Annotated in this window: 19 protein-coding genes; 9 read left to right on the top strand and 10 right to left on the bottom strand. The window is 54.9% G+C overall.

Annotated features, from left to right (window positions below; all coding sequences use genetic code 11):
* Positions 1-131 precede the first annotated feature (131 nt).
* Together ACR3EJ_RS22830 and ACR3EJ_RS22835 are read right to left on the bottom strand one after the other, a co-directional pair.
* Entirely contained in the window at positions 132-1,592 is a 1,461-nt protein-coding gene (locus ACR3EJ_RS22830) for an aldehyde dehydrogenase family protein (RefSeq protein ID WP_170544042.1), read from the bottom strand.
* A complete protein-coding gene (locus tag ACR3EJ_RS22835) occupies positions 1,593-2,615 on the bottom strand; it encodes a succinylglutamate desuccinylase/aspartoacylase family protein (RefSeq protein WP_170544044.1) in 1,023 nt (340 codons plus the stop codon).
* A 125-nt stretch (positions 2,616-2,740) separates the two neighbouring features.
* On the opposite strand from ACR3EJ_RS22835, the gene ACR3EJ_RS22840 reads away from it, so the two are divergent.
* Genes ACR3EJ_RS22840 through ACR3EJ_RS22850 form a run of 3 tightly spaced genes read left to right on the top strand, consistent with a single transcriptional unit; the run spans position 2,741 to position 4,952 of the window.
* The gene (locus ACR3EJ_RS22840; RefSeq protein ID WP_170544046.1) at positions 2,741-3,835 is read left to right on the top strand and encodes a pyridoxal phosphate-dependent aminotransferase; all 1,095 of its coding nucleotides are present in this window, start codon (positions 2,741-2,743) and stop codon (positions 3,833-3,835) included.
* Entirely contained in the window at positions 3,835-4,383 is a 549-nt protein-coding gene (locus ACR3EJ_RS22845; RefSeq protein WP_170544048.1) for a decarboxylase, read from the top strand. Before ACR3EJ_RS22840 ends, ACR3EJ_RS22845 begins: the two co-directional genes overlap by 1 nt.
* On the top strand, positions 4,380-4,952 hold the full coding sequence (locus ACR3EJ_RS22850) for a thiamine pyrophosphate-dependent enzyme (protein WP_170544051.1): 573 nt from the start codon (positions 4,380-4,382) through the stop codon (positions 4,950-4,952). The genes ACR3EJ_RS22845 and ACR3EJ_RS22850 overlap by 4 nt, the downstream gene beginning before the upstream one ends.
* Here ACR3EJ_RS22850 and ACR3EJ_RS22855 read toward each other — a convergent pair.
* The 5 genes from ACR3EJ_RS22855 to ACR3EJ_RS22875 form a co-directional block, all read right to left on the bottom strand.
* Entirely contained in the window at positions 4,939-5,829 is an 891-nt protein-coding gene (locus ACR3EJ_RS22855) for a LysR substrate-binding domain-containing protein (RefSeq protein WP_170544053.1), read from the bottom strand. The genes ACR3EJ_RS22850 and ACR3EJ_RS22855 overlap by 14 nt on opposite strands.
* Before the next feature lie 69 nt (positions 5,830-5,898).
* Positions 5,899-6,480, bottom strand: coding sequence for a helix-turn-helix domain-containing protein (locus tag ACR3EJ_RS22860; protein ID WP_029621947.1), 582 nt, complete (start codon positions 6,478-6,480; stop codon positions 5,899-5,901).
* Between the two features lie 173 nt (positions 6,481-6,653).
* The gene (locus ACR3EJ_RS22865) at positions 6,654-7,433 is read right to left on the bottom strand and encodes a carnitinyl-CoA dehydratase (protein WP_170544055.1); all 780 of its coding nucleotides are present in this window, start codon (positions 7,431-7,433) and stop codon (positions 6,654-6,656) included.
* A 3-nt stretch (positions 7,434-7,436) separates the two neighbouring features.
* Positions 7,437-9,452: an acetate--CoA ligase family protein gene (locus tag ACR3EJ_RS22870; protein ID WP_170544058.1), complete on the bottom strand. Its 2,016-nt coding sequence runs from the start codon at positions 9,450-9,452 to the stop codon at positions 7,437-7,439.
* Between the two features lie 7 nt (positions 9,453-9,459).
* On the bottom strand, positions 9,460-10,620 hold the full coding sequence (locus ACR3EJ_RS22875; protein ID WP_170544060.1) for an acyl-CoA dehydrogenase family protein: 1,161 nt from the start codon (positions 10,618-10,620) through the stop codon (positions 9,460-9,462).
* 96 nt (positions 10,621-10,716) lie between these two features.
* Here ACR3EJ_RS22875 and ACR3EJ_RS22880 point away from each other — a divergent pair, with 96 nt between their 5' ends.
* The gene (locus ACR3EJ_RS22880) at positions 10,717-11,634 is read left to right on the top strand and encodes a GlxA family transcriptional regulator (RefSeq protein WP_170544062.1); all 918 of its coding nucleotides are present in this window, start codon (positions 10,717-10,719) and stop codon (positions 11,632-11,634) included.
* Positions 11,635-11,642: 8 nt separating this feature from the next.
* Here the strand turns inward: ACR3EJ_RS22880 and ACR3EJ_RS22885 are convergent, their stop codons facing one another.
* Positions 11,643-14,078, bottom strand: a complete 2,436-nt coding sequence (locus tag ACR3EJ_RS22885) for a GcvT family protein (protein WP_170544064.1) — start codon at positions 14,076-14,078, stop codon at positions 11,643-11,645.
* Between the two features lie 186 nt (positions 14,079-14,264).
* Between ACR3EJ_RS22885 and ACR3EJ_RS22890 the strand changes: the two genes are divergently transcribed.
* Positions 14,265-15,782 (top strand): trimethylamine methyltransferase family protein, encoded by a 1,518-nt coding sequence (locus tag ACR3EJ_RS22890; RefSeq protein WP_170544066.1) that lies wholly within the window; start codon positions 14,265-14,267, stop codon positions 15,780-15,782.
* A gap of 15 nt (positions 15,783-15,797) precedes the next feature.
* Here the strand turns inward: ACR3EJ_RS22890 and ACR3EJ_RS22895 are convergent, their stop codons facing one another.
* Positions 15,798-16,772: a LysR family transcriptional regulator gene (locus ACR3EJ_RS22895; protein WP_170544068.1), complete on the bottom strand. Its 975-nt coding sequence runs from the start codon at positions 16,770-16,772 to the stop codon at positions 15,798-15,800.
* A 277-nt stretch (positions 16,773-17,049) separates the two neighbouring features.
* Between ACR3EJ_RS22895 and ACR3EJ_RS22900 the strand changes: the two genes are divergently transcribed.
* Positions 17,050-18,738, top strand: a complete 1,689-nt coding sequence (locus ACR3EJ_RS22900) for a Na/Pi cotransporter family protein (RefSeq protein ID WP_170544070.1) — start codon at positions 17,050-17,052, stop codon at positions 18,736-18,738.
* A gap of 69 nt (positions 18,739-18,807) precedes the next feature.
* Here ACR3EJ_RS22900 and ACR3EJ_RS22905 read toward each other — a convergent pair whose 3' ends face one another.
* On the bottom strand, positions 18,808-19,785 hold the full coding sequence (locus tag ACR3EJ_RS22905; RefSeq protein WP_480423597.1) for a LysR family transcriptional regulator: 978 nt from the start codon (positions 19,783-19,785) through the stop codon (positions 18,808-18,810).
* A 175-nt stretch (positions 19,786-19,960) separates the two neighbouring features.
* On the opposite strand from ACR3EJ_RS22905, the gene ACR3EJ_RS22910 reads away from it, so the two are divergent.
* The 3 genes from ACR3EJ_RS22910 to ACR3EJ_RS22920 all read left to right on the top strand — a co-directional run bounded on the left by ACR3EJ_RS22910 (position 19,961) and on the right by ACR3EJ_RS22920 (position 23,123).
* Entirely contained in the window at positions 19,961-20,956 is a 996-nt protein-coding gene (locus ACR3EJ_RS22910) for a taurine ABC transporter substrate-binding protein (RefSeq protein WP_010441535.1), read from the top strand.
* A gap of 98 nt (positions 20,957-21,054) precedes the next feature.
* Positions 21,055-21,861: a taurine ABC transporter ATP-binding protein gene (locus ACR3EJ_RS22915; protein WP_010441534.1), complete on the top strand. Its 807-nt coding sequence runs from the start codon at positions 21,055-21,057 to the stop codon at positions 21,859-21,861.
* Positions 21,858-23,123, top strand: a complete 1,266-nt coding sequence (locus tag ACR3EJ_RS22920; protein ID WP_170544074.1) for an ABC transporter permease subunit — start codon at positions 21,858-21,860, stop codon at positions 23,121-23,123. The genes ACR3EJ_RS22915 and ACR3EJ_RS22920 overlap by 4 nt, the downstream gene beginning before the upstream one ends.
* Positions 23,124-23,248: the final 125 nt, after the last annotated feature.

The raw sequence follows: 23,248 nt of genomic DNA on the forward strand, positions 1-23,248 counted from the left end.
TGCAGTGCGCGAATGCTCTACAAATCTAGCGCTCTCTAATACATTATATTTTTTTATTGATAGTGCCATCCATATGTCAATTAGTTATTTCTTCGCAATTCTGCGCCCCGCCAATTTTACGGCCAACACAATTAAAGGAACGGGTTGGATACAGGTGTTGTTCCGGTCCAGATTGACTTGACCTGCAGGAAATCGGTGATTGCGCCCGGTCCCAGTTCCCGCCCATATCCCGACAGTTTGACGCCACCGATCGGGCTACCTGGATCAACGCTGCGGTAGTGGTTGATGTAAACGGTGCCCGCACATATCGCTTCGGCAACTCGGGCGGCTTTCGCTGCATCCGTGGTCCAAACCCCGGCGGACAGTCCATAGTCGCTGTCATTAGCGAGCGCGATGGCTTCGTCCTCGGATTCAAAGGTGGTGATTGAAAGCACAGGGCCGAAAACCTCTTCTCGCCAGATCTGCATGTCCGGAGAGACCTGATCAAAGATCGTTGGCCCGACATAGTAGCCGCCAATCCCTTTCACTGTTTGGGTGCCGTCCAGCAGGCAATTGGCGCCATCTGCCTTTGCTTGTTCGATCATCGCAGTAACCTTTCTCAGATGCGGCTCATTGGCGAGCGGTGCAATCTGAGTGTTCGGGTCAAATGGGTCGCCAGGTATCAGTGAACGGGATCGTTCCAGCAGTCTCGAGATCATTGCGTCTTTGATCCGGGCTTCGACAATTAGCCTAGAACCTGCGACACAAGTCTGGCCATTTGACAGGAAAATGCCGGACATAACCCCGTTGATCGCCGAATCCAGATCACAATCGGCGAACACAACCTGAGGCGACTTGCCGCCCAGCTCGAGCGTTGTGGGCACGACCTGACCCGCGGCAGCCTGAGCGACCTTGCGGCCACCGATATCTGAGCCGGTGAAACTTACTTTGCGTGTCAACGGATGCCGAACAAGTGCCTCGCCAATTTCGTTGCCCCATCCCGTCACCACGTTCAACACACCCGGTGGAAGACCCGCCTCGCGGGCAAGTCGGGCGAATTCCAGGGTTGAGGCTGACGCCATTTCCGACGGTTTGACCACAACCGTATTTCCCGCGGCCAGAGCCGGAGCCAGCTTCCATGCCAGGATCATCAGGGGCGAGTTCCATGGTGTAATTGCGACCACCACACCGTAGGGCGACCAATGTCCTTCGCTTGTGACCCCAAGCGTGGAATTACTCTGCGGAACAGGGGCTAGTTTGCGCGCTTCGGCAGCAAAATGACGATACCAGGTATGCAATCCAGAAAATTGACCACGTACCTCGGTAATGCGCTTGCCATTATCCAGAATCTCCGGGTCAACAAGTTCTTCCCAACGCTCCTCAAGCACATCAGCCATAGCATCAAGCATGTCGGCGCGCCCTGATGCATCTAACTGAGCCCATGGGCCTGTGCGGAATGCAAGGTCGGCATCTCGTATCGCTACATCTGCCTCGGATGTGTCGCACTTGGCGATATGGCTCCAGACCTGTCCGGTTGCAGGGTTGATACTGGGTATGGTGTCCCCTTGCCAATCTATGAACTTGCCTGAAATGAATGGAGTGTAGGATCGCATTCAGTCTCCTTTCGACGCGTTCTGAGCTACCAGCGCCAGCAGATCGCCGCGACACACCATCCCGCGATTGCCATGCGCGAGCACAAATCCGCTGTTGGGAAAATTCAGTTTCAGAGCGGGTCGGCCAGGATTATCGGGAAAACGCAGATGCCCCGCCAAATCACCCGCCTGAACCTCTTGCCCAGCACAGACATATCGGTCGAATAAGCCATTTTCGGGGGCATAGAGTGAGTCATGCGGGGAGGCGATCTCAACCTGCCGCGGGGGTGTTCCAATACCAGAGCTGCCTTCTAGAAGCCCGAGTTCGGTTAGGCAGCGCATCAAACCTGTTTCTGCGACATCTACAATTTCGGGTGTGATATTGCCTCCACCGCCTAGCTCGGTTGCGATCATAGGAACACCTGCACGCTCGGCTGCTGCGTTGACTGAACGATTGTCATTATGTGCGCCCAATACCCAGATCAGCGGCAATCCGAACGCGCTGGCCAGATCAAGGTTCGCTTTGGTCAGCTTGGGGTCAGCACAGCGCGACGCCAGTGCGCAAGGTGTAAAGACCGAAGCCTTGCCGCCCGAATGCAGGTCGATTACCGCATCAACACGTGGCAGCAGCACTGTTTCCACATAGTGCGCCAACATCGCCGTTGGCCCGCCATCGGGGTCACCGGGAAAGGCGCGGTTCAGGTTTTGTCCGTCCAGCGGAGATACGCGTGAGGAGCTGGCGACTGCCGGAGCGTTCAGGGCTGGTATCATGATGATCTGCCCGGCAATCTGTGAGGGGTCCAGCCGCTCGGCTAGCCGCAATATTGCAGCGGGGCCTTCGAATTCATCACCATGAGTTCCACCTAGCAGCAGAACCGTCGGGCCGTCAGATCCGCGAAGACTGGCGATCGCAATGGGGTGATATCCCAGTGGCACGGTGTTGTCTGACCACTTCAGCATTAAATCCCCGGTCTGTTTGCCCGGGGAATCCAGATTGATGGTTGCATGCACTCTGCTGGGTTGCGTTTGTTTCGCCTCTGCCATGGCAGGTCCTTTGTTCAATATGCTCCCCATATACCATAATATTTTTGCAAGTGAATTGGCATATGAATAATTATGTGTGATATATTGAGTTGAGCAGCGTGATTGATCCGTTTCGAGGAAGCAATATGACCATAGTTCTGGCAAAATCTGGAATCGAAAACATCAAGCCACATATGGTGGGTGCGCCGATAGAAGCCGGGCAACCTGCGACCGTGCTGTTGAATTCCAACGAAAGTGTTTTTGGACCCAGTCCCAATGCGCGTGCGGCGGCGCGCGCCGCCATGAGCGATATTGAGCGCTACCTAGAGAACCCTGATCGTGTTCTTGCGCCTGCTATCGCGCGGCATTTCGATCTGGACGAAACATGGATAACAACGGGACAAGGTTCGGATGATTTGCTGGCCCGATTGGCCAGAGCCTATTTGGGGCCGGGCACCGAGCTGATCCGAAGCGCAAACGGATATCTAAAGGTTCCAAACTACGTTTATGCAAATGATGCCGATGTAATTTCAGTCGCTGATGACGGCTTCAAGCCCTCGGTTGATCGAATGATTGATGCCGTGACCAATCGAACGCGGATTGTTTATCTTGCGAACCCGGAAAACCCCGCTGGAACCTATTTGAACGGATCTGAGGTGAGGCGACTACACGCTGCGTTGCCCAAGGACGTGTTACTGGTGATTGATGCGGCATACGAAGAATATGTCGACGCCGAAGACTATGAACCAGCGCACAAGCTGGTGGAAGAGGCCAGCAACGTTGTTATGTGCCGGACATTTTCTAAGATCTACGGCTTGGCCGGAGCGCGGGTAGGATGGGTGTTTGGCCCTCCGGATATCCTCGATAGTATTCGTCGTATTGCCTTGACTTTTCCCGTTGCTTCACCTTCGGCGGTTGCTGCGATTGGAGCGCTTGAAGATCGGGCGCACACACGCTTTGTGTTTGATGCCAATCAGCGTGGGCGCAAGTGGCTTTCGTCGGAAATGCAATCGCTGGGTTTGACGATAGTCCCAAGTCAGACCAATTTTCTTTTGGTCCATTTTCCTGATCCGGTGAAATCTGCAGAAGGGGTCGACCTCTTCTTGCGCCGGAATGGTATTGCAGTAAGGCGTTTGGCATCGGCGGCCTACAAGGATTATATTCGCATAACCATTGGGCGGCCCCATGAACTGCAAGCTGTGCGAGATGGTATTGCTGAATTTTTGAATGGGGCGGGCTAATGGGCGGATCACTTCAACCTGCCGCAAGTGCTCGGGATATTGCCTTTCCGTCGGGGGCTGGCATCATCGCCTGCATAAAGCAATCGGATATTCGGGAAATTGTTGCCCTGCCGGATATCGTCACAAGTGACGGCCTACTTTGGCCGATTTCGAAAGATCCCGATTTTCGCCTGACCCGCATCTGTAAAGAAGATGAGGGTGTTAGCATCTGTGGGGCGATGTCCTACAATGGCACTCGGGCGCTATTGATGATGCAGCAAACCGGGTTGATGGATTCTCTGAACGCCATTCGGGCAATTGGCATGGACTATGAGTTGCCCATCGTGATGATGGTCGGATTGCAGGGAAAAGAGCCCGATGTGCAACCCGACCAATCAGCTTCATACGGAGTGCGTATTATCCAACCGGTGCTGGATGCGATGGAAATATCGCACTCACTGATCGAAGAGCCTGAAGATATTGATCATATTCCGCAAGCCGTCGATGAGGCATACAACGCGTCGTGCCCCCATGTATTCCTGATTGGACGGAGCCCGGAGGCAACATGATCATTGACCGTGATGATGCGCTTGCTGCGTTGATACCCCATGTGAATGAACGGGATGTCGTTGTGGCCGTATATCAAAGCTGCTTTGATTGGCTGCAACTCAATCCTCGTGATCTGAACTATGTAGCGGTCGGAGCAATGGGTCAGGCCAGTTCACACGGTTTAGGTTTGGCGTTGGCCAATCCAGACAGGCGCGTGATTGTCTTGGATGGGGATGGCAGCCTGTTGATGAATCTGGGTTCTCTGGTCACGATAGCAAACTCAGGCGTAACCAATTTGTATCACTTCGTGGCGGCCAACCGGGTGTATGAGGTGAATGGCGCGCATCCGCTGCCCGGCGCTAATCGGATAGATTTCGTTGGGTTTGCGCGTTCAGCCGGATATGCCGGGTCGCAGGGTTTTCGCGAGCTGAAACTGTTTGCAGACGCGTTACCATATATTCTGAATACGCCGGGCCCTCAGTTTGTTTCGATGGAGATTCAGCCGGGCAAATCCTATCCACGCGACTATGACTATATTCACAGTGCAAAGGCGCGACAAAGCTTTCGAGATGCGCTCAATCGGAGCTAAGCGTGTCCTTCGCTATTTCGAGAAAGATATTTGCAACAGCGGATAGTGGTCTGTTGTTGGACCAGAAAAGCACTGTTTGAAAATTTAGCGGTGCAGCAAACGGCAGTACAGCGCATCCTGGAACGGTTTCGGAAAGGCCTTTGGACATTCCAACAATCGACACTCCAAGCCCTCGCGCGACAAGACGACAGACGCCATCCGTAGTTCGAGTTTCATATTTTAGGCTACGCGAAATCGATTTGGCATCGAAAAAGCGGTCGACCTCGAACCGGAAGCGGGATGACCCCATGTAGGATATAAAACTCTCATCCGCCAAATCTCGTGCGTGAATGACGGATTTGTCTTCTAGCCGGTGGCCCTTGGGCAAGACGCAGTATACATCGTCATCCGACAGCATCAGGCTGTTAAAAGATGGGTTAGACGGGACGCTGGACGTAATCCCAAAATCAAAACTCTGCGATACCAGCCATTCCACTGAATCGTCATTGGCCTCAAATTCCAACCGCGCCATAGCCTCGGGGCAGGCCAATGCGAATAAGCTGATCAGATCAGGGGCCAGTTGCGTTGCGAAGGCTGGGGTGGTCACCAGGCTTAGCCGCGCGTGTCCAAAACTGCCGATCGCTGTCGCCGCCTGCTTGATATGTTCCATACCGCTGACGGCTTGGCGCACTTCCTGTACAAGCAGCCGCGCTTCGTCTGTTGGAACCAGGACCCTTCCTGAGCGTTGAAACAGAGCAAATCCGACTTCAGCCTCAAGATCTGCGATTAGCCGACTAACTGCAGGTTGCGAAATGCCCAGCATTGTCGCGGCTTCTGTTACAGATCCGGTCGATACCACGGATCGAAATGCATCGACCTGTCGAAAGGTAATTTTCATTCTCTAGGTCTTTTCACTCCCGGGTCACTTAGGCAAGGGTTCAGGCACGGTGACGCCAGCAGATGGTCATTACTGTGGCCGGGTTGAAACGGTAATGAACTCGATCTCGTCCGATAGGATTTCGTGTACTCCGTGTGGTAGTTTGGCGTCAAAGCTAAGCGTGTCGCCCGTCGCCATCAGAAATTCTTCGGCACCGCACAAATACCGGGCACGCCCTTCGATCATATAAATGAATACGTGTCCCTCGTGTTGGTATTTGGGCAAGGTGTTTTGGTCTTGCTTAGAAATACGGATGCGCGCGGATTGAAAGGACCCGCCCGGCCCGCTGTGCTTACCCAGTGTCAGGTAGTCATGTGCGTGGTCATGCGTGATCCGCCGTGACGGCAACCCTGTGCCTGCGGGAACATGGTGAACGTCTGCCGTGTGCTCGGAATGGCTGAACAACGCCATCAGAGATACTGACAAGGCATCGGCCAAAGCCTGCAATGTGCCAAGAGAAGGCGAAACGTGGCCGTTCTCGATTCTGCTGATCATCGCCGTCGACAGGTTTGCCTGAGTTGCCAGTTCTGTGACGGTCAGGTTTCGCTCTTGCCGCAGTCTTTGCAGAGTGCGACCGATCTCCAGTTCAGTCTCTGATTTTTTGTCCTGCATCAGGTCACGTTGATCCCAAATATATGCATAAAGCAATTTGTGACCTGATTTTCAGGCGTGTAAAGTATGATCTACTCAAAAATTGAGCTGACTTTGATGAACTAGCTCGACCTGTGTGATCAAGGGCTGTTCTTCTCGGATTCATTTACGTAGTTAGAAAACGAATGGGTTTGTTATTTCCCTTTCCAGACCGGGTCGCGCTTCTCAGCGAAGGCCCTTGCGCCTTCAAGCTGATCTTCACTGGAGTAAAGTACATCTACCGTACGCAACTGCCGTTTGGTGATGCGATTCATCGCATCCTGAAACTTGCTGTCTTCGGCTTCGCGCACAACTTCTTTGATCGCTGCATAGACAAGTGGTGGACCCGAGGCGAGCAGGCGCGCAAGCTCCCAAGCGCGATCCATGAGCTGATCGGAAGGCAAAATCTCATTGACCAATCCCCAGCGGTGGCCTTCTTCGGCATCGAACCAGCGACCTGTCAGAAGCAATTCCATTGCGATGTGATAGGGGATGCGTTTAGGCAGTTTGACGCTGGCGGCATCCGCGACGGTGCCAGACCTGATTTCAGGCAAGGCAAAGGTAGCGTGTTCTGCGGCCAGAATCATGTCAGCTGAAATCGCAAGTTCCAACCCACCCCCGCATGCAATTCCATTGACGGCGGCGATGACTGGCTTGTTGAGGTCGCGCAGTTCCTGAATCCCTCCGAAACCACCCACACCATAATCCCCATCCACCGCGTCGCCGTCGGCGGCCGCTTTCAGGTCCCAGCCGGGGCAAAAAAACTTTTCGCCTGCACCAGTCAGAATGGCGACGCGCAATTCGGGGTCATCGCGAAACTCAGCAAAGACCTGCCCCATGACGCGGCTGGTGGCCAGATCGATGGCGTTGGCCTTTGGGCGGTCCAGAGTAACCTCAAGGATTGCGCCCTCGCGGCGGGTCTTGATCGGGTCCATATCTCAGGCCTTTCTGATTAGGGCATCCACTGCAACCGCGCGGGTCGGCGTGCAAAGAAGCGGGTTGATTTCGACCTCGCCAAGCGTATCGGCATTGTGCACGACATAGTTCTGAACGGCCAGAACAGCGGCAATGATCTCATCCATATCAGCCGCTGGTTGGCCGCGATATCCGGCCAGAAGCGGGGCGATCTTTAGCGCGTCGAGCGCGCCACGAATATCATCGGGCGTCGTCGGTATCAGCAGCGAAGCGGTATCACGCAAGATCTCGGTCAGGACACCACCCGCGCCGAGGGTCAGAACAAACCCATGGGCGGGGTCGCGCACGACGCCGACCAGCAGTTCGGCCACGGTTCCCGAGATCATCTCTTCGATCAGGATCTCGTCGGTTCCGATTTCTGCGGCAACTTTCGGCACGTCAGAGGCCTGAACTCCCAGTCTCACGGCGGCGTGTTCGGACTTATGGGCAAGTCCGACGCCCTTGACGGCGAAAGGCGCGCTCATCTCGTGTGTCGCGCATTGGGCTTCTTCTGCGCTCCGAACCGAACGGTTCTGGGGCACACACAGGCCATGTCCTGTAAGTGCCTGCTTGGCGTCCGCTTCGGTCAAAGTTCGTTTGGCTTCCAGGTCGCCTGGCAAGCAGATTGGTTCGTGCGAAGGCGCACAGATCTGACCCGCGGCCCGAGTAGCAGCGAGAGTTTCACTTAAGCCCATGAACGGAACCACTTCACCCGCCATCAAGGTTTGCGCGACATCCTCTGGCAGCAACTCGGGCAAGGTCGCCGCCACAGCAAATCGTGCGCCGGTTTCTTCCCGCACCTTGAGTGCCGCGTTCGTTGCACAAGCCCAATCCGTCAAGTCGGTGGTTGGATAGTCGACGATCGAGATGGTCAGATCAATATCGTCCCCGGTCATCCCGGCCCAGGCCCTCGCCATTGCTGCTTCGTCGCGCCAGACATACGTGTGATAGTCGAGCGGATTGTTCAGTGCGACCATCGGACCAAGCGCATCGCGCAATCGGGTTTCTTTGTCTTCGCTCAGTTTGGGAAAGCTGAGGCCTGTGCCAACTGCCATATCCGCGATCAGGCTTGCCTCGCCTCCGGAACAGCTGATCGATGCTATGTTGGCTCCTGTTAACGGTCCGTAGCAGTGCAGCAATTTCAGCGTTTCTAGAAACTCTGGGAGAGACTTTAGTCGCGGTATGCCAAGACGGTTCAGCAAAGCCTGCGCGCCCGCGTCGCTGCCTGCCAGTGAAGCGGTATGTGACACAGTCGCTGCCTGCGCCTGTTCAGACGCACCAATCTTCAGCGCGATCAGGGGAACGCCTTTCTCAAAAGCTTTGACGGCAAGGGCTTCCCATTCGCGAATATCCTTAAAGCCTTCGATATGCAGACCTACTGCAGTGACCCGCGGGTCATCGATTAGCGCTTCAGCGATCTCTGCCTGGCTGGTCTGCGCCATGTTCCCGCAAGTCACCATATATGCAATCGGCAGGGCACGTCGCTGCATCGTCAGGTTGATCGAGATGTTTGAGCTTTGGGTCAGAATGGCGACGCCGCGCTCAACTGGAACTGCTCCATGTTGGTCAGGCCATAACAGCGCCCCGTCCAACGCGTTGATAAAGCCATAACAGTTTGGCCCCAGAATGGGCATGGAACCTGCCGCTTTGATCAACTCTGATTGCAAGTCTCCACCCGTATCATCCTCGGCCACAGCTTCCGAGAATCCGGATGCAAAGCAAACTGCACCACCGCTGCCCATTTCGGACAAAATCTGTACCGCCTCAATCGTGGCGTGTCGATTGATGCCAACAAAGGCGGCATCCGGGGCGGAGGGCAGGTCCTCAAGCTGTGCGTAGGCTTTGTGCCCTGCGAGTTCAGCCGCCTTGGGGTGAACGGGCCAGATGTCCCCAGCATAGCCCATACGTTGGGATTGCTGGATAACCTGCTGGCACCACGCACCACCGCCGATGACCGCTATGGATTTCGGGCGCAGAAGGCGAGAGATATCCTTGCTCATCTACGCCTCAGGCACCCAGAGGCCGTAGCAGATCGCGGCTGATGATGTGGCGTTGAATTTCGCTTGTGCCGTCCCAGATTCGTTCGACCCGCGCATCCCTCCAGAACCGTTCGATCGGGAAATCGTCCATCAGCCCCATCCCGCCATAGATCTGTAGCGTGGTATCCGTCACCCGCGCCAGCATCTCCGAGGCGTAGACTTTGGCCGACGCAATCTCGCGGTTTGAGGGCAAGTCCTGATCCAGTCGCCATGCGGCCGAGAGTGTCAGCCAATCGGCGGCGTCGATCTCGGTGATCATATCGGCGATCTGAAAGCTAACACCCTGAAACTTGCCGATTGGTTGGCCAAACTGCTTGCGTTCAGCGGCGTAATTCAGCGCGTAATCAAAACAGCGCCGCGCCCGTCCGACCGAAAAGGCAGCAACCGTCAGGCGCGTCGCGTAAAGCCATTCGTTCATCACGGCGAAACCGCCATCAACCTCACCTAAAACCTGTGCGTCTGGCAGGCGGCAATTGTCGAAGTAAAGGATATAATTCTTGTAGCCCTTGTGGCTCACCGAATTGTACCCCTCGCGCACCTCAAAACCCGGCGTACCCCGATCCACAAGGAATGTGGTGATACGCTTTTTTGGACCTTTCGGGGTTTCATCCACACCTGTTGCGATGAACACGATGAAGAAATCAGCGTGTTCTGCGCCTGATATGAAGTGTTTCGAACCGTTTACGACCCAGTCGCCGCCATCGCGAACCGCCTGGCATTTCATACCTCGGACATCCGAACCCGCATCGGGTTCGGTCATCGCCAGCGCGTCCATTTTTTCACCACGTACAGCGGGCAACAGATAGCGTTCACGCTGCTCGTCATTGCACGCCATCAGAATGTTCTGCGGGCGACCGAAGAAATGGGTCAATGCCATGGACCCGCGACCCAGTTCGCGCTCAACCAGAGTGAAGTCGAGATGCGACAGACCTGCACCGCCCACTTCTTCAGGGAAGTTGCAGGCATAAAATCCCAGATCGATGCACTTCTGCTTGATCTGTTCGCCCAATTCGGGCGGGACTTGGCCGGTCCGTTCGACCTCGGCCTCATGCGGATAGATCTCATTCTCGACAAAACTGCGCACGGTCGAGACGATCATGTCCTGTTCTTCGGATAAGCCAAATTGCATAACGCGGTTCCCCTGATGCCTGATTGGGAATGAAACGGCATTGTCTGGGCCTATGACATGCACTAATCGTAGTTTATCATGCAGAGTTAGAAAAAATTGACTCAGACCTACAACTTTTTGCTGTTCGATGGTTTCTCGAACCTGTGCCTTGCCAACATGGTTGAGCCGCTGCGCGCCGCGAATACTTTGGCGGGGCAGCATCTCTATGCCTGGCAATTCTATTCGCCTGACGGTGCAACTGTGGAAAGTTCCAGTGGGTTACAGGTGGCACCTCACGGTGCCATCGGGGCCGCAGTGGGCGATGCTCTGATCGTCATGCCGTCATATGGATATCTGGAGCATTCCGTTTCAAAAACGTTGCGCGCTTTGCACCGTGCGTCAAGTCGACATTCTCGGCTGGCTGGATTGGATACCGGAAGTTGGTTGCTTGCAGATGCAGGTCTGTTGAACGGGTATCGCGCAACCATTCACTGGGATGAATTATCGCGGTTCGAAGAGGCATTTCCAGACGTTGATGCCCTGCAAGAGCGCTTTGTGATCGACCGCAACCGGATCACCTGTTCCGGCGCTATGGCGGCTTATGATCTGGCCACGGCGCTGATCCTTGCGGACCATGGGCCATTGCTGTCGATGGAGGTCGCGCATCTTCTGATGAACCGCGGTGAACCAAGCGCTGCTTCGCCACAGATGAAATCCGAAGACAGGCTTGTGAATAGGGTGCTGGGCGTCATGCAAGGCACATTGGATGCACCGGTATTGATAAAGGATATCGCCCGCCAACTCGGGTGTTCTCAAAAGAAGATCGAAACCCGTGTTTTGGCCGAACTGGGTGTAACACCGCAGGCGCTCTATCGTCGCTTGCGTCTGAATCTGGCGCGCAAACTTGCGGTAGAGACCCAGCAATCCGTGGCCGAAATCGCCAGTCGTTGCGGGTATGAAAACCCCAGTGCCATGACGCGTGCGTTCCGGGCTCAATTCGGGCAGACACCGACTGCTTATCGGAACGGCGGGTAGCTTCCGGATCAGCTACGCACGCGTGAGAGGTCTGGGTCATAAGGGGAAGGTGCAATCACCTCGGCACCGATTATTTCTCCGCACAGATCAAGCTGCAAGCGGCTACCGGGTTCGGAAAATTCTTGATTCACAAAGCCGTAGGCAAGGTTTAGCCCTGTTCGGTGGCCCCAGTCACCTGACGTGATCGTGCCAACAACCACGCCGTCCAACATCAGCGAGGCGCCACCATGTGCAGGTGCTATGGTTGTCTCGATTTTCAGGCTTACCAGTTTCTTTTGCGGACCGTTCTCAAGGCGTCTCTGCAACGCGTTTCGGCCAATGAAATCACCCTTGGTCAATTTCACGAACCGATCCAAACCCGTCTCGAACGGATCGAATTCTGTGAGCAGATCGGCTTTCCAGTGCAAGAATCCTTTCTCCATCCGCATGGACTCGACGGCGCGTGCCCCAAAGAGTTTCATGCCATGTGTCTCACCCGCCTTTCTGAGCGCCAGATAGGCCGCATAAAGCGAGGTGTTCGGGACATGTACCTCGTAGGCCAATTCCCCTGAGAAACTGATATTCAACACGGTTGCTGGTGCGAACCCGACAAAGCACTCTCGAACAGACAGCCAGGGGAAGGCGTCTCGCGACCAGTCTCCTCGGGCACAAGCAGACAGCACGTCGCGCGATTTGGGTCCGGCCAGCACCAGTATAGTCTGATCATTGGTGAGTGATCGGATTTGCACGTCTTCGCCATCAATCAGATGCGCCTGCAGCCAGTCCATATCGTGGTATTCGCTGGCGGCGGCAGACCCATACCAGACCCGCGCCGGGCCGCGATCGCTGGCGGGCAGATTGGCGATTGTGGTCTCGGCTTTGACCATCCCCTCGTGGTTCAGCAGATAACCAAGGCCGACCCGCCCGTCGCGTTTCGTCACCGCGCCGCACATCATCCGATCCAGAAACTCATGCCGATCGGATCCGGTGATTTCCAGCCGGTTGAAGCCGCTAACTTCGGCCAGTCCGACATTTTCCTGAAGGTTACTGATTTCCGCTGCGACGACGTCAAACGTCTCATCAAAACTGAAACTCAGTGTTGGGTGAAAGTCAGACGCTGGCTTGATGTAGTCGACCCGCTCCCAGCCGTTGACCACTGTAAATTCGGCCCCTTCTGCTGCGAAGATCGGGGTCAGCGGTGTGGTTTTGGCAGGGCGGCCGGCAGGCCGGTGTTCGTGAGGAAAATGAAAGCGGAATTCATTTTGGTAGTCCTCGATTGCTTTCAACGCCGTCAACTCCACATTGGTGTGGCCGGTAAACCGGCGCGGATCAAGGCACCACGTGTCATAGCAGGCTTCGCCATGAACGATCTGTTGGGCCAGCAGCCAGCCATGGCCACCCCCTTCGCCCAGACCTGCGCGCAGGCCGATGATGCAGAAAGCGTTGCGCTTGCCGGGAATCGGCCCGACCAAAGGTGCGCCGTCAATCGTATAGGTGATCGGACCATTCACGACGGTGTGGATGCCGACCTCCATCAGTGCGGGCATGCGAGCAAACGCACCTTCCAGCACATCCGTCACGCGGTCCAGATCGTCCGGGCACAGCGCGTTGACAAAATTCGGATCGATCCCGTCCATGCCCCAGGTTTTGCAATCCTGCTCATAGAAGCCGACCAGCAAACCGTTCTTTTCCTGACGGCAATAATAGTCACTGATCGGACAGCGGAGCAGGGGCATGCGATGACCTGCTTCGCGGATTGCCGCGATCTCTTCGGTCAGGAAATACTGATGCTCCATCGAGGCAACGGGGTGGTGTACACCCATCATCGCGCCCACTTCGTTGACCCGATAGCCGCAAGCGTTAACCACTATATCGCAATCAATATCGCCGTGTTCGGTGTGCACCGTCCACGTATCGTCCTTGTGCTGCGTCAGCCCGGTGACCGGAGTGTTGCGATAAACCTCGGCCCCGGCTTTGCGCGCACGGCGTGCCAGAGCTTGGCACAGCTGTGCCGGATCGATGTCGCCATCAAGCGGATCCCACAGCCCACCCAATAGGTTATCAGTCGAGATCAGCGGGTGGCGGCGGGCGCATTCTTCGGCATCTATGACCTCAAAATGCACATCCATTCCGCGCGCCATGGAAGCAAAGTGGCGATACCCCTGCATTTGCTCCGGCGTGTTGGCTAGCCTGATACCGCCGTCGCCATGATGGTAGTTGATCGGGTAGTCTGGATCCTCGGCCAATTCCATGTACAGATTGATCGAGTGCGTTTTCAGTCCAACCATAGTCTGATTCATGCCAAAATTGGTCACCTGCGCAGCCGAATGCCAGGTTGTGCCGCTGGTTAGTTCGTTGCGTTCTACCAGTACTACGTCAGTCCAACCCTCGCGAGTTAGATGATACAGCGTCGAACAACCGGCGATACCGCCGCCAATGACGACCACTTTGGTGCGCGATTTCATAAAGGACCCTCCGGCTCGTATATCCGGGATTAGCCTGTTATGCGAAGCGGTCCACAAGGGTTGGGGTCTTAGCTAGCAAATTATCGAAAATAAAAACGCATTATTTTCCAATAAGGCGAATGCAATTGAAACTGGCGGCAAGCGTTCGCTTGAATTGGCCAACTAGATGCGGTTGGAGGATCACATATGGCTGCGCCGCAGGTGAAACGGTCTGGTCGAAAGGGGCGTCTTGCACAGCGGGCTGAGAAGCCCGCGCTTGATCCGTGCCCACCAGGTCAGCCCGGTGGAGCCTACAAGCCGCTGACCGGGTTCGAGCTGGAACGGATTTACAACACGGCTCTGGAGCTTCTGGAAAAGCTGGGGATTGGAGATGTGCCAGATCGTTTGCGCTCCGATTTGTTGGCTATTGGAGCATGGGATAGCCATGAGGGTCGTGTCCTGTTCCCGCCCCAACTTGTTGAGCGTGCGATTGACCAGGCTGCCAAAACCTTTGTTCTGCACGGGCGGGATGAAACCCGATCCATCGAGGTCGGCGGCAATCGCGTTTATTTCGGAACCGGAGGGGCGGCAGTTCAGACACTTGATCTGCACAGTGGGCGCTATCGGCCTTCAACCTTGCAGGACTTGCATGATTTCACGCGTCTTCAGGATGTTTTGCCAAATGTCAGCTGGTTCACCCGCTGTTGTGTTGCAACCGATCTAGAGGAAACCTTCGATCTGGATGTGAACACAGTATATGCGTTGCTAAAGAACACAACAAAGCCAACCGCGACTTCGTTCACGCTGGCCCAGCACGTCGCTCCGATTGTCGAAATGCTGGACATCGCAGCCGGAGGCCCCGGAGAATTCGCAAAGCGCCCGTTTATGAAAGCACACATTAGCCCGGTTATCTCGCCGATGCGTTACGGCGAAGATGCGGTGGATGTGGTCTACGCCTGCATCGAGCACAATATCCCGATCTCATGCATCACTGCGGCGCAGGCCGGGGCGACGGCACCCGCAACCCTGGCTGGCTTTTTGGCGCAATCATTGGCGGAAACGCTCGCCAGTTTGGTGATGGTCCATGCGATCCAGCCGGGATTTCCTATGGTCTTTTCAAACTGGCCTCTGGTGATTGACCTCCGGACCGGCGCGTTCTCAGGCGGCAGCGGCGAAACGGCGGTGCTGAATGCGGCATCGGCCCAACTGTCCAACTGGCTTGGGCTGCCGTCGGGCGTGGCCTGTTCCATGTCCGATGCCAAGGCAATCGATGCACAATACGGGATGGAGAAGGGCCTGACCTCGATGGCGGCGGCGCTGGCGGGGGGAAATCTGATCTATGAAAGCTCGGGTATGACGGCCTCGTTGTTGGGCGCGAGTTTTGAGGCGTTTGTGCTAGATGATGAGATGCATTCGCACACCTACCGCGCCCTGAGGGGTATCGAGGTGACAGACGAAAATCTGGGCTTCGACGCGATCTGCGAAGCCGTGCTGGGCGAGGGTCATTTTCTGGGTGGTCAGCATACTTTTGCGGCCATGGAGCGGGATTACTTCTATCCCTCGCTTGCAGACAGGGATGAGCCCCGAACCTGGGCAGAAAATGGGGCGCAAGATGCCTGGACACGCGCACGCCATCGGGCGCAAGAGATTTTGCAGACCCACACCCCAAGTTATCTGACTGACGAACAGGACCTGCAAATTCGGGAGCGGTTCAAGATCATCTGAAAGCTGATCCAGCTGCTACTCGATCAGCTTGAAATTATCCGCCAGCCAAGGGATATCAGTGCTCAGCGGGGCAATGATGCGGTCATTGATCAGTGATCGGGTTTTGGCATCCACAAGCTCGATCACCGACCTCGAACAATCCGGCGTTGCGACCAGCGCCAGAGTGCGCGCAAAGCTTTTGCCCGGAAACGGGTGCATGCGCAGCTTTGATTGAAACCGCTTTGCTCGAGAATACAGCAGCGGCGTTGTGATGGTCCAACCCGCACCAGATGACACCATCGACATCAGTGTCTGGTTATTGCTGCATTCAAACCTGTGAGAGGCCGAAATCCCCATCCTGCGTAGTTGGGATTCAATCTGACGCGCGATAATCAGATTGCTGGAATACCGTAGAAACGGCAATTTGGTTCGACCCTCAACAATATCTTCCAAAGATTTGTCATTCACCTTGGGCAAAATGATCACAAATGGATCGCGCAGAAGGGGCCGATCCTGCAGATCGCGCATACGCTCGCTGGGGGTGGTGGAAATCCCCAGATCCAACTGCCTGTCGCGCAGCATGTCGATAATCGCGTGGCTGGAATCTGTATGGTACATGAAATCGCAGGCGTGCATGTTCGCGAATAGATAGACCGCCAGTTCCGGAATAATGTCGCTGTCGAAATCCTCGATCGTGCCGAAACGCAGATAGCTGGCCTCGGTGATGCTTCCTGCAGACGCTTCGGCCTTGGCCTTTCGGATCAGGTGCAGCGCATCGTCGATATTGAGCAGGAAAGACCGACCTTTTGGGGTCAGAACCATGGGTCTGCGGGTGTGGTCGAACAGCTCAACGCCCAGATGGTCTTCGAGATTGCGCAGGTGATGGGAAACGGTGCTGATCGTCAGCCCTGTTTCCTTTGAGGCCGCCTGCAGCGACCCTTTCTGCGCGCATATCTGAAACAGTTCCAGCCATTTGAGGCTGAGGTCTTTCGGAGCAGACTGACGCGGCATTCTAAATCCTATGGATACAGGCATACCTGCGTATAATTAAGCGGCTCATGCGAACATTGATATTAATTTGTCAAAATCCGGCACCCGTTTCTCTAATACCAAACGCTGATTTGAATATCTGCAATGCGACTTGCAATTGATCTGCCCTGCCAAATACATTTGCACTTCGAAGCCAGCCGCTAGATGTCGTATCGCCACCATTGTTTGCCTCGTTTGTGCTTGAATTTCATAGAATTTGGACGTTAAACAGGCCGATGCAGCAGAAAGACCGCACCGCATGGCAATACTAGTATTTCTTACTCAACTGGCCGGAGCCACAATGCTCTTGCTGTTTGCGGTTCGAATGGTCCGAACAGGGATCGAGCGGAGTTACGGCGCCTCGTTCCAGCGTGTGCTGACACGAAACAACAGCATGATGGGTTCCAGCCTGACGGGGATGCTGTTGGCAGTTGTTCTGCAGAGCTCGGCTGCGGTGGCGCTGCTGGCCTCAGGGTTCGCGGCGGGCGGATATTTGGCTTTCCCGGCCGGTCTGGCGATTGTATTGGGGGGTGACCTTGGTTCCGCCCTTGTGATTCAGATACTGTCATTCCGTCTTGACTGGCTCGTGCCGCTACTATTGGCCATCGGTGGTTGGTTATTTGTCAAAACCGAACGAAAGCGGCCACGTCAGATCGGTCGAATTCTGATGGGTGTCGCCTTTATCTTGATTTCTCTGCGGTTTTTGCGTGAAGCCATGGACCCGATCCGGGACAGCGCGTTCTTGCCCGCAATCGCTGACTATCTCGTACGCGATTATGTGACTGCATTCATTGTCGGAGGTGCGCTGGCCTTTGTCATGCACAGTTCAGTTGCGGCCATTTTGATGTGCGTCACGCTGGTCCAGATAGGTGCATTGCCGTTCTCTGCCGGATTGTCATTGGTGCTAGGCGCAAATTTGGGCAGCGCGCTCATTCCAGTTTGGTTAACGCGTGGGATGGACATACGTGCCCGGCGCATTCCTTACGCAAATCTTGCGCTTCGCGGGGTCTGGGCCCTGCTATGCCTGTTTGCCGCGAACTTGGCTTTGCGCGCTGGGATGATCGGCAGCGATTATCAGGGGCAGATGCTGGTCAATGCGCATTTGGCGTTCAATGCTTCGCTCCTGATCTTGTCTTTACCCTTCTGTGGAATGTTGCAGGCTCCGTTCATGCGGCTACTACCGGATGAAAAACCAGTCGTAGAAGCCAACCCGCTCGCTCGGCCCGCAAGCGCCCTTGATCCACAAGTGGCGGGATCTCCAACCCTGGCGATCTCGGCCCTCAAACGCGAGTTGGTTCGAATGGCTGATCTTGTACAGCTGATGTTCAGCCCCTTGCTGGGGCTCTACCGATCTGGTGAACCCGAGCAGATCAAGGCAATTCAGGCTATAGATCAGGATGTTAACCAATGCTTGACAGATATCCGGGCATTTGTCGCAGCATTGCCTGCGGACAAGATGGATTCGAAAAACTCTGATGCAGCCCGCGATATGCTGGAATATGCAGTCCGGTTGGAAACAGCAGGCGACGTTGTGGCAAAGCGCCTGACGGTGCTGACCGGTGAATTGCGGGAAACAGGGAAGCAGTTTTCGCCAGAGGGATGGTCGGAAGTGCAACAGATGCACGAGAAAATACTGGCCAATCTGAAACTGGCGACAAACGTCATAATTTCGGAAGATCTGGAAAGTGCACGGCTTCTGAACTTGGAAAAGACTGAGATCAAGCGTGCCGAACGTGACAGCAGAAAACGTCATTTCCGCCGTTTGCAAAATGGCATGGCAGAAAGCTTCGAAACCAGCGATGTGCATCTCGAGACCCTACGGGCGCTTCGTGAATTCAATAGTCATATAGCCGCTATTTCGACGCCGATCCTCTACTCCAGCGGTCAGTTGCTTGAGACAAGGTTGATCGAAGAATTGCCCCCCCGTGAGCAAGAGGCTGAAACCTAGCGGGTACATGACGGCTGCAACGTCTGCCGTGCTGAAACATCCGTCGGCTAAGCTCGTATGACGAGGCGTTTACAATTCGGCCGGAGTGGGGATTGTTCGGAAATCATCTTCCAACCACTGGAACCGCGATATCATAGGTTCGGTGACGTGTTGACGGATCAGCTTTTGCAATACGTTGTGGATCAACCGGGTCGTCGATGACGGATATACATCCGTTGTAAATAACGACACGGTGCGGGCAAAACTTTTGCCGGGAAAAGGCATCGCCCGCGTGTTTTTGTGGAAGCGACGCGCACGATAGTAGCTGGCGGCGGTTGTGATGGTCCAACCACTGCCTCCTGCGACCAGCCCGATAATGGATTGATTGCACTCAAGTTCGAAGCGGTTGGGCAAAATTATCTTGCTGCGCGTAAGCTGCATCTCAATAAGCTTGCCGATGGCGAGATCCCGCGAGTATCGCAGAAACGGCAGAGTACTATCCGGGTTGGCAAGGTCTTCAACCGGACAGTCGAAGGCGGGTGGAATTATCACGATGAAGGGATCACGAAGTAGGGGAAACTCTTTCAGCCCCTCGACATGGTAGGAAGGTCGGGTTGCGACACCTGCATCCAAACCCTGCGATTGAAGCTTGTCGATGATCTCGTGGCTTTGGCGCGTAAAGTGGCGAAAGCTGCATCGCGGCAGCCGAGCCGAAAGAAGAGTAAACAAATCGGGCGCAACACGGCTGTCGAAATCATCTATCAAACCTAAACGCAAATCTGTTGCATGCTGCCAACTGCCCGAGCGCAGCTCAGCCTCACCACGTTTCAGAGCCATCAGGCCTTCGTGGACATGTCGGGAGAACACTGTGCCAGCAGGCGTTAATCCCATCGGTCGGCGGCTGTGATCCACTAGTTCCACGTCCAGAGCCCGTTCAAGGCTGCGCAGATGATTTGAAACCGTGCTGATTGACAAACCGGTTTCAACAGACACCTTTTGGATCGACCCCAATTTCGAGACCAGTTGAAAGATTTCAAGCCATCTGAGGCTAAGTGATTTTTTGGTCACTGCAGGCCCTTCCAAAGAACTATTTATCAAAAGCGAAACAAAGTTACGGTTTTTTCGCAACATGTTTTTTGATTTACGAAATTGAGCCTTACCGACTATGGTTTCTCTTACTGATCCGTAGTCGACCATCGGAAATGGTCGAACTGACGGAACCAGCAGGGAGAAAATAATCGAAATGATCAAAAAATATCTGCTTACAACGGCCTATGCCGGGATTGCCGCTGTAACCGCCTCACAAGCCGCAGCGCTTGATGAAATAACGGTTGCGTACTTTTTGGAATGGCCGATGCCGTTCCAGTATGCGAAAGCAAACGGGACCTATGAAGACGAGATGGGGGTCAAGATCAATTGGGTGTCCTTCGACACGGGCACTGCAATGTCTGCCGCCATGGCTTCAGGCGACGTTCAGATCGCGGTCAGCCAGGGTGTACCACCTTTTGTCGTAGCCACGTCTGCCGGTCAGGATCTGCAGGCCGTGGATGTTGCGGTAAGCTATTCGGACAATGACAATTGTGTCGTCGCTGAAGCGCTTGAAATCGACAAGACAAATGCAGGTGAGCTGAATGGCAAGAAGGTTGGCGTTCCGATTGGGACCGCCGCGCATTATGGCTTCTTGTCACAGATGGACCATTTTGGCGTCGATCTAAGCTCGCTGGAAATTGTCGATATGGCTCCTGCCGATGGGGCAGCCGCCTTTGCGCAAGGCAACCTGGACATGGTGTGCGGCTGGGGTGGTGCGCTGCGGCGCATGACCGAGCACGGCAATATCTTGCTGACTGGTGCTGAGAAGGAAGAGCTTGGCATTCTTGTTTTCGATGTGACCAGTGCTCCGTCTTCCTTCATCGAAGAAGAACCGGAACTACTCTCGAAGTTTCTCAAAGTGACCGCGGACGCCAATGCGCAATGGGCCGCTGGGGACAACAAGGATGATATGTTGGCAGTCATCGCCAAGGATGCAGGTATGGATCCAAGCGATGCTGCAGCAACGATCGCTACATTCAGTTTCCCGACGGCCGAAGAGCAATTGTCGGACAAGTGGCTAGGTGGTGGTGCCCAAGACTTTATGAAGGGCGTCGCTAACGTCTTTGTATCAGCGGGTAGCATCGATTCCGCGCTGGATTCCTATGAAGGTGCTGTGAATGCAGATCCGCTGAGCTCAGCCTCAAACTGAGATCGGGACGAACATTCGACAACTAAAATAATGCAGATCGCTGGGGACTGGTCCGGTTGCGGGCCGGTCCCCAGATGCAACAGCAGGAAGGAAACAGAATGCCTGAATTGGACATCGTAGACCTGTCCATGCGTTTTGACTTGCCTAACGGTACTTCAGTGCAGGCGCTCCAGGACGTATCGCTTAGTCTGAAAGAAGGTGAACTGGTCTCGGTTCTTGGCCCATCAGGATGCGGCAAGACAACATTACTGAACATTGTTGCGGGCTTTCTTGCACCGACCTCAGGGCGCATTGAGCTGAATGGGCATTTGGTCAAAGGTCCGGATGCGGAACGCGGAATGGTGTTTCAAAAAGGCGCCCTATTCGAGTGGATGAACGTGCGCGAGAATGTGGATTTTGGACCACGTATGAAGGGCATGCCAAAAGCGGAACGAGACAAGATATCGGATCATTTGCTTGAGGTCGTGGGCCTACAGGATTTCAAGGAAAAGGCTGTTTACGAATTGTCTGGGGGTATGCAGCAGCGTGTCGCACTGGCGCGATGCCTGGCAAACGAGCCCGATGTGATCCTGATGGATGAACCGCTTGGTGCTTTGGACGCGTTGACACGTGAAAAAATGCAGGGCCTGGTTCTGAAGCTATGGAAAGAAACTGGTAAGACAATCATTCTGATCACCCACTCGGTGGAAGAAGCCCTGTTGCTGGGTGAGCGATTGATCGTCATGGCCCCGCGCCCTGGACGAATTCACAAGGAATATAATCTGCCATTTGCCGAGCGAGGTGTGAACGCTGACCTTCGTGACGTGAAAAAGTCCGAGGGCTTTGCGGAAACGCGCGACGAAATCCTTTCGATGATTTGGGAAATGGAAGAGGAAATCATGGGCCGGACGGAGCAAGCATCATGATGGTACTTCTTTTTTATATCGGCCTGTTCGGCGGCGCATTTCTGATCGTGCATCTGCTGCGCAGGGGTTTGCAAAGCCGTCAGGACTTTACGAGCCTCAAAACTGTGACGTTTGGCGATGAAAGTGCTGTACGCGCAGACCGGGCAGCGTCGATTATCTCGATCCTTGTGATCTTTGTGATTTGGGCCGCGTTTACCGGTTCAAAACTGCTGCCCATCCATGTCCCTGGCCCCTTTGTCGGGGATTTGCAGTTTACGTACACAGTCGAAGACGCAAACGGCAACACAGATGATGCCACGATCTATGTAAAGGTTCCCCCTTTTGGAGAGGAGGCGGAGGGCTTTGAAGTTGAGCCTGGTGACGGCTTTGCCAAGGATGTCGCCTTTGTCGCGCCCAGCGGTCGTTCCTCAACCATCTTGTTCGACAAAAATGATGAGGTGAAGCGCAAAGATGGCGCGAAGATCATCGCCATCAATGGCACGGCGATTGGCGAGGATGGTTCTGTTAGCGTGGGCGATGGCACAGTATCACTGACCGGAAAAGGCGCGATCAGCTTCACTCCCGCGCAGGGTATGCAGATGAACCCGATCTGGTTGCCGGCACCCGAAACTGTTGTCGCGCGCTTCTTCGAGATCGCCAGCGAAGGCTATCAGAACTTCTCGCTTTGGCAGCATCTTGGTTGGTCGTTGTTGCGGGTTATCGCGGGCTTCGTCGCCGGGGCGCTCATCGGCATTCCGCTCGGATACGCCATGGGATTGTCTGGCTGGTTCCGGGGCTGGTTTGACCCAATCGTAGAGTTCATGCGCCCTGTGCCGCCATTGGCGCTGATCCCATTGGTCATCATCTGGTTTGGCATCTGGGAGACCGGCAAGATCGTCCTGTTGTTCCTAGCGGCGCTTTGGATCATGACTATTGCTGCACGTGCAGGTGTGTCTGGTGTGAACATCTCAAAAATCCACGCGGCATACTCGCTGGGGGCGTCGAAGTGGCAGATCATGCGCCATGTGATTGTGCCCAACTCGTTGCCCGAGATATTCACCGGCGCACGCGTCGCCATGGGTGTATGCTGGGGTACTGTTGTGGCGGCCGAACTTGTCGCGGCACAGAAAGGGGCTGGTATGATGATCATCGCGGCCTCTAAATTCCAGCTGACGGATATTGTCATCATGGGCATCGTGCTGATCGGCATCATCGGCTATGGCATCGATATCCTGATGCGCAAGGCTGAAAACTGGCTGGTTCCGTGGAAAGGCCGGAGCTGACCTTCATCACCGAAGTCAGCTTTTGCTGAATTAACAACTAAGCTGCCTCCGAATAATATTGGGGGCAGCTCTTTATTTGAAGCTGGTCTATTGCCTCGTGTTGGTTGGCAGCAAAGCACTTCTTT

Source organism: Ruegeria sp. AB11 (assembly GCF_056536325.1).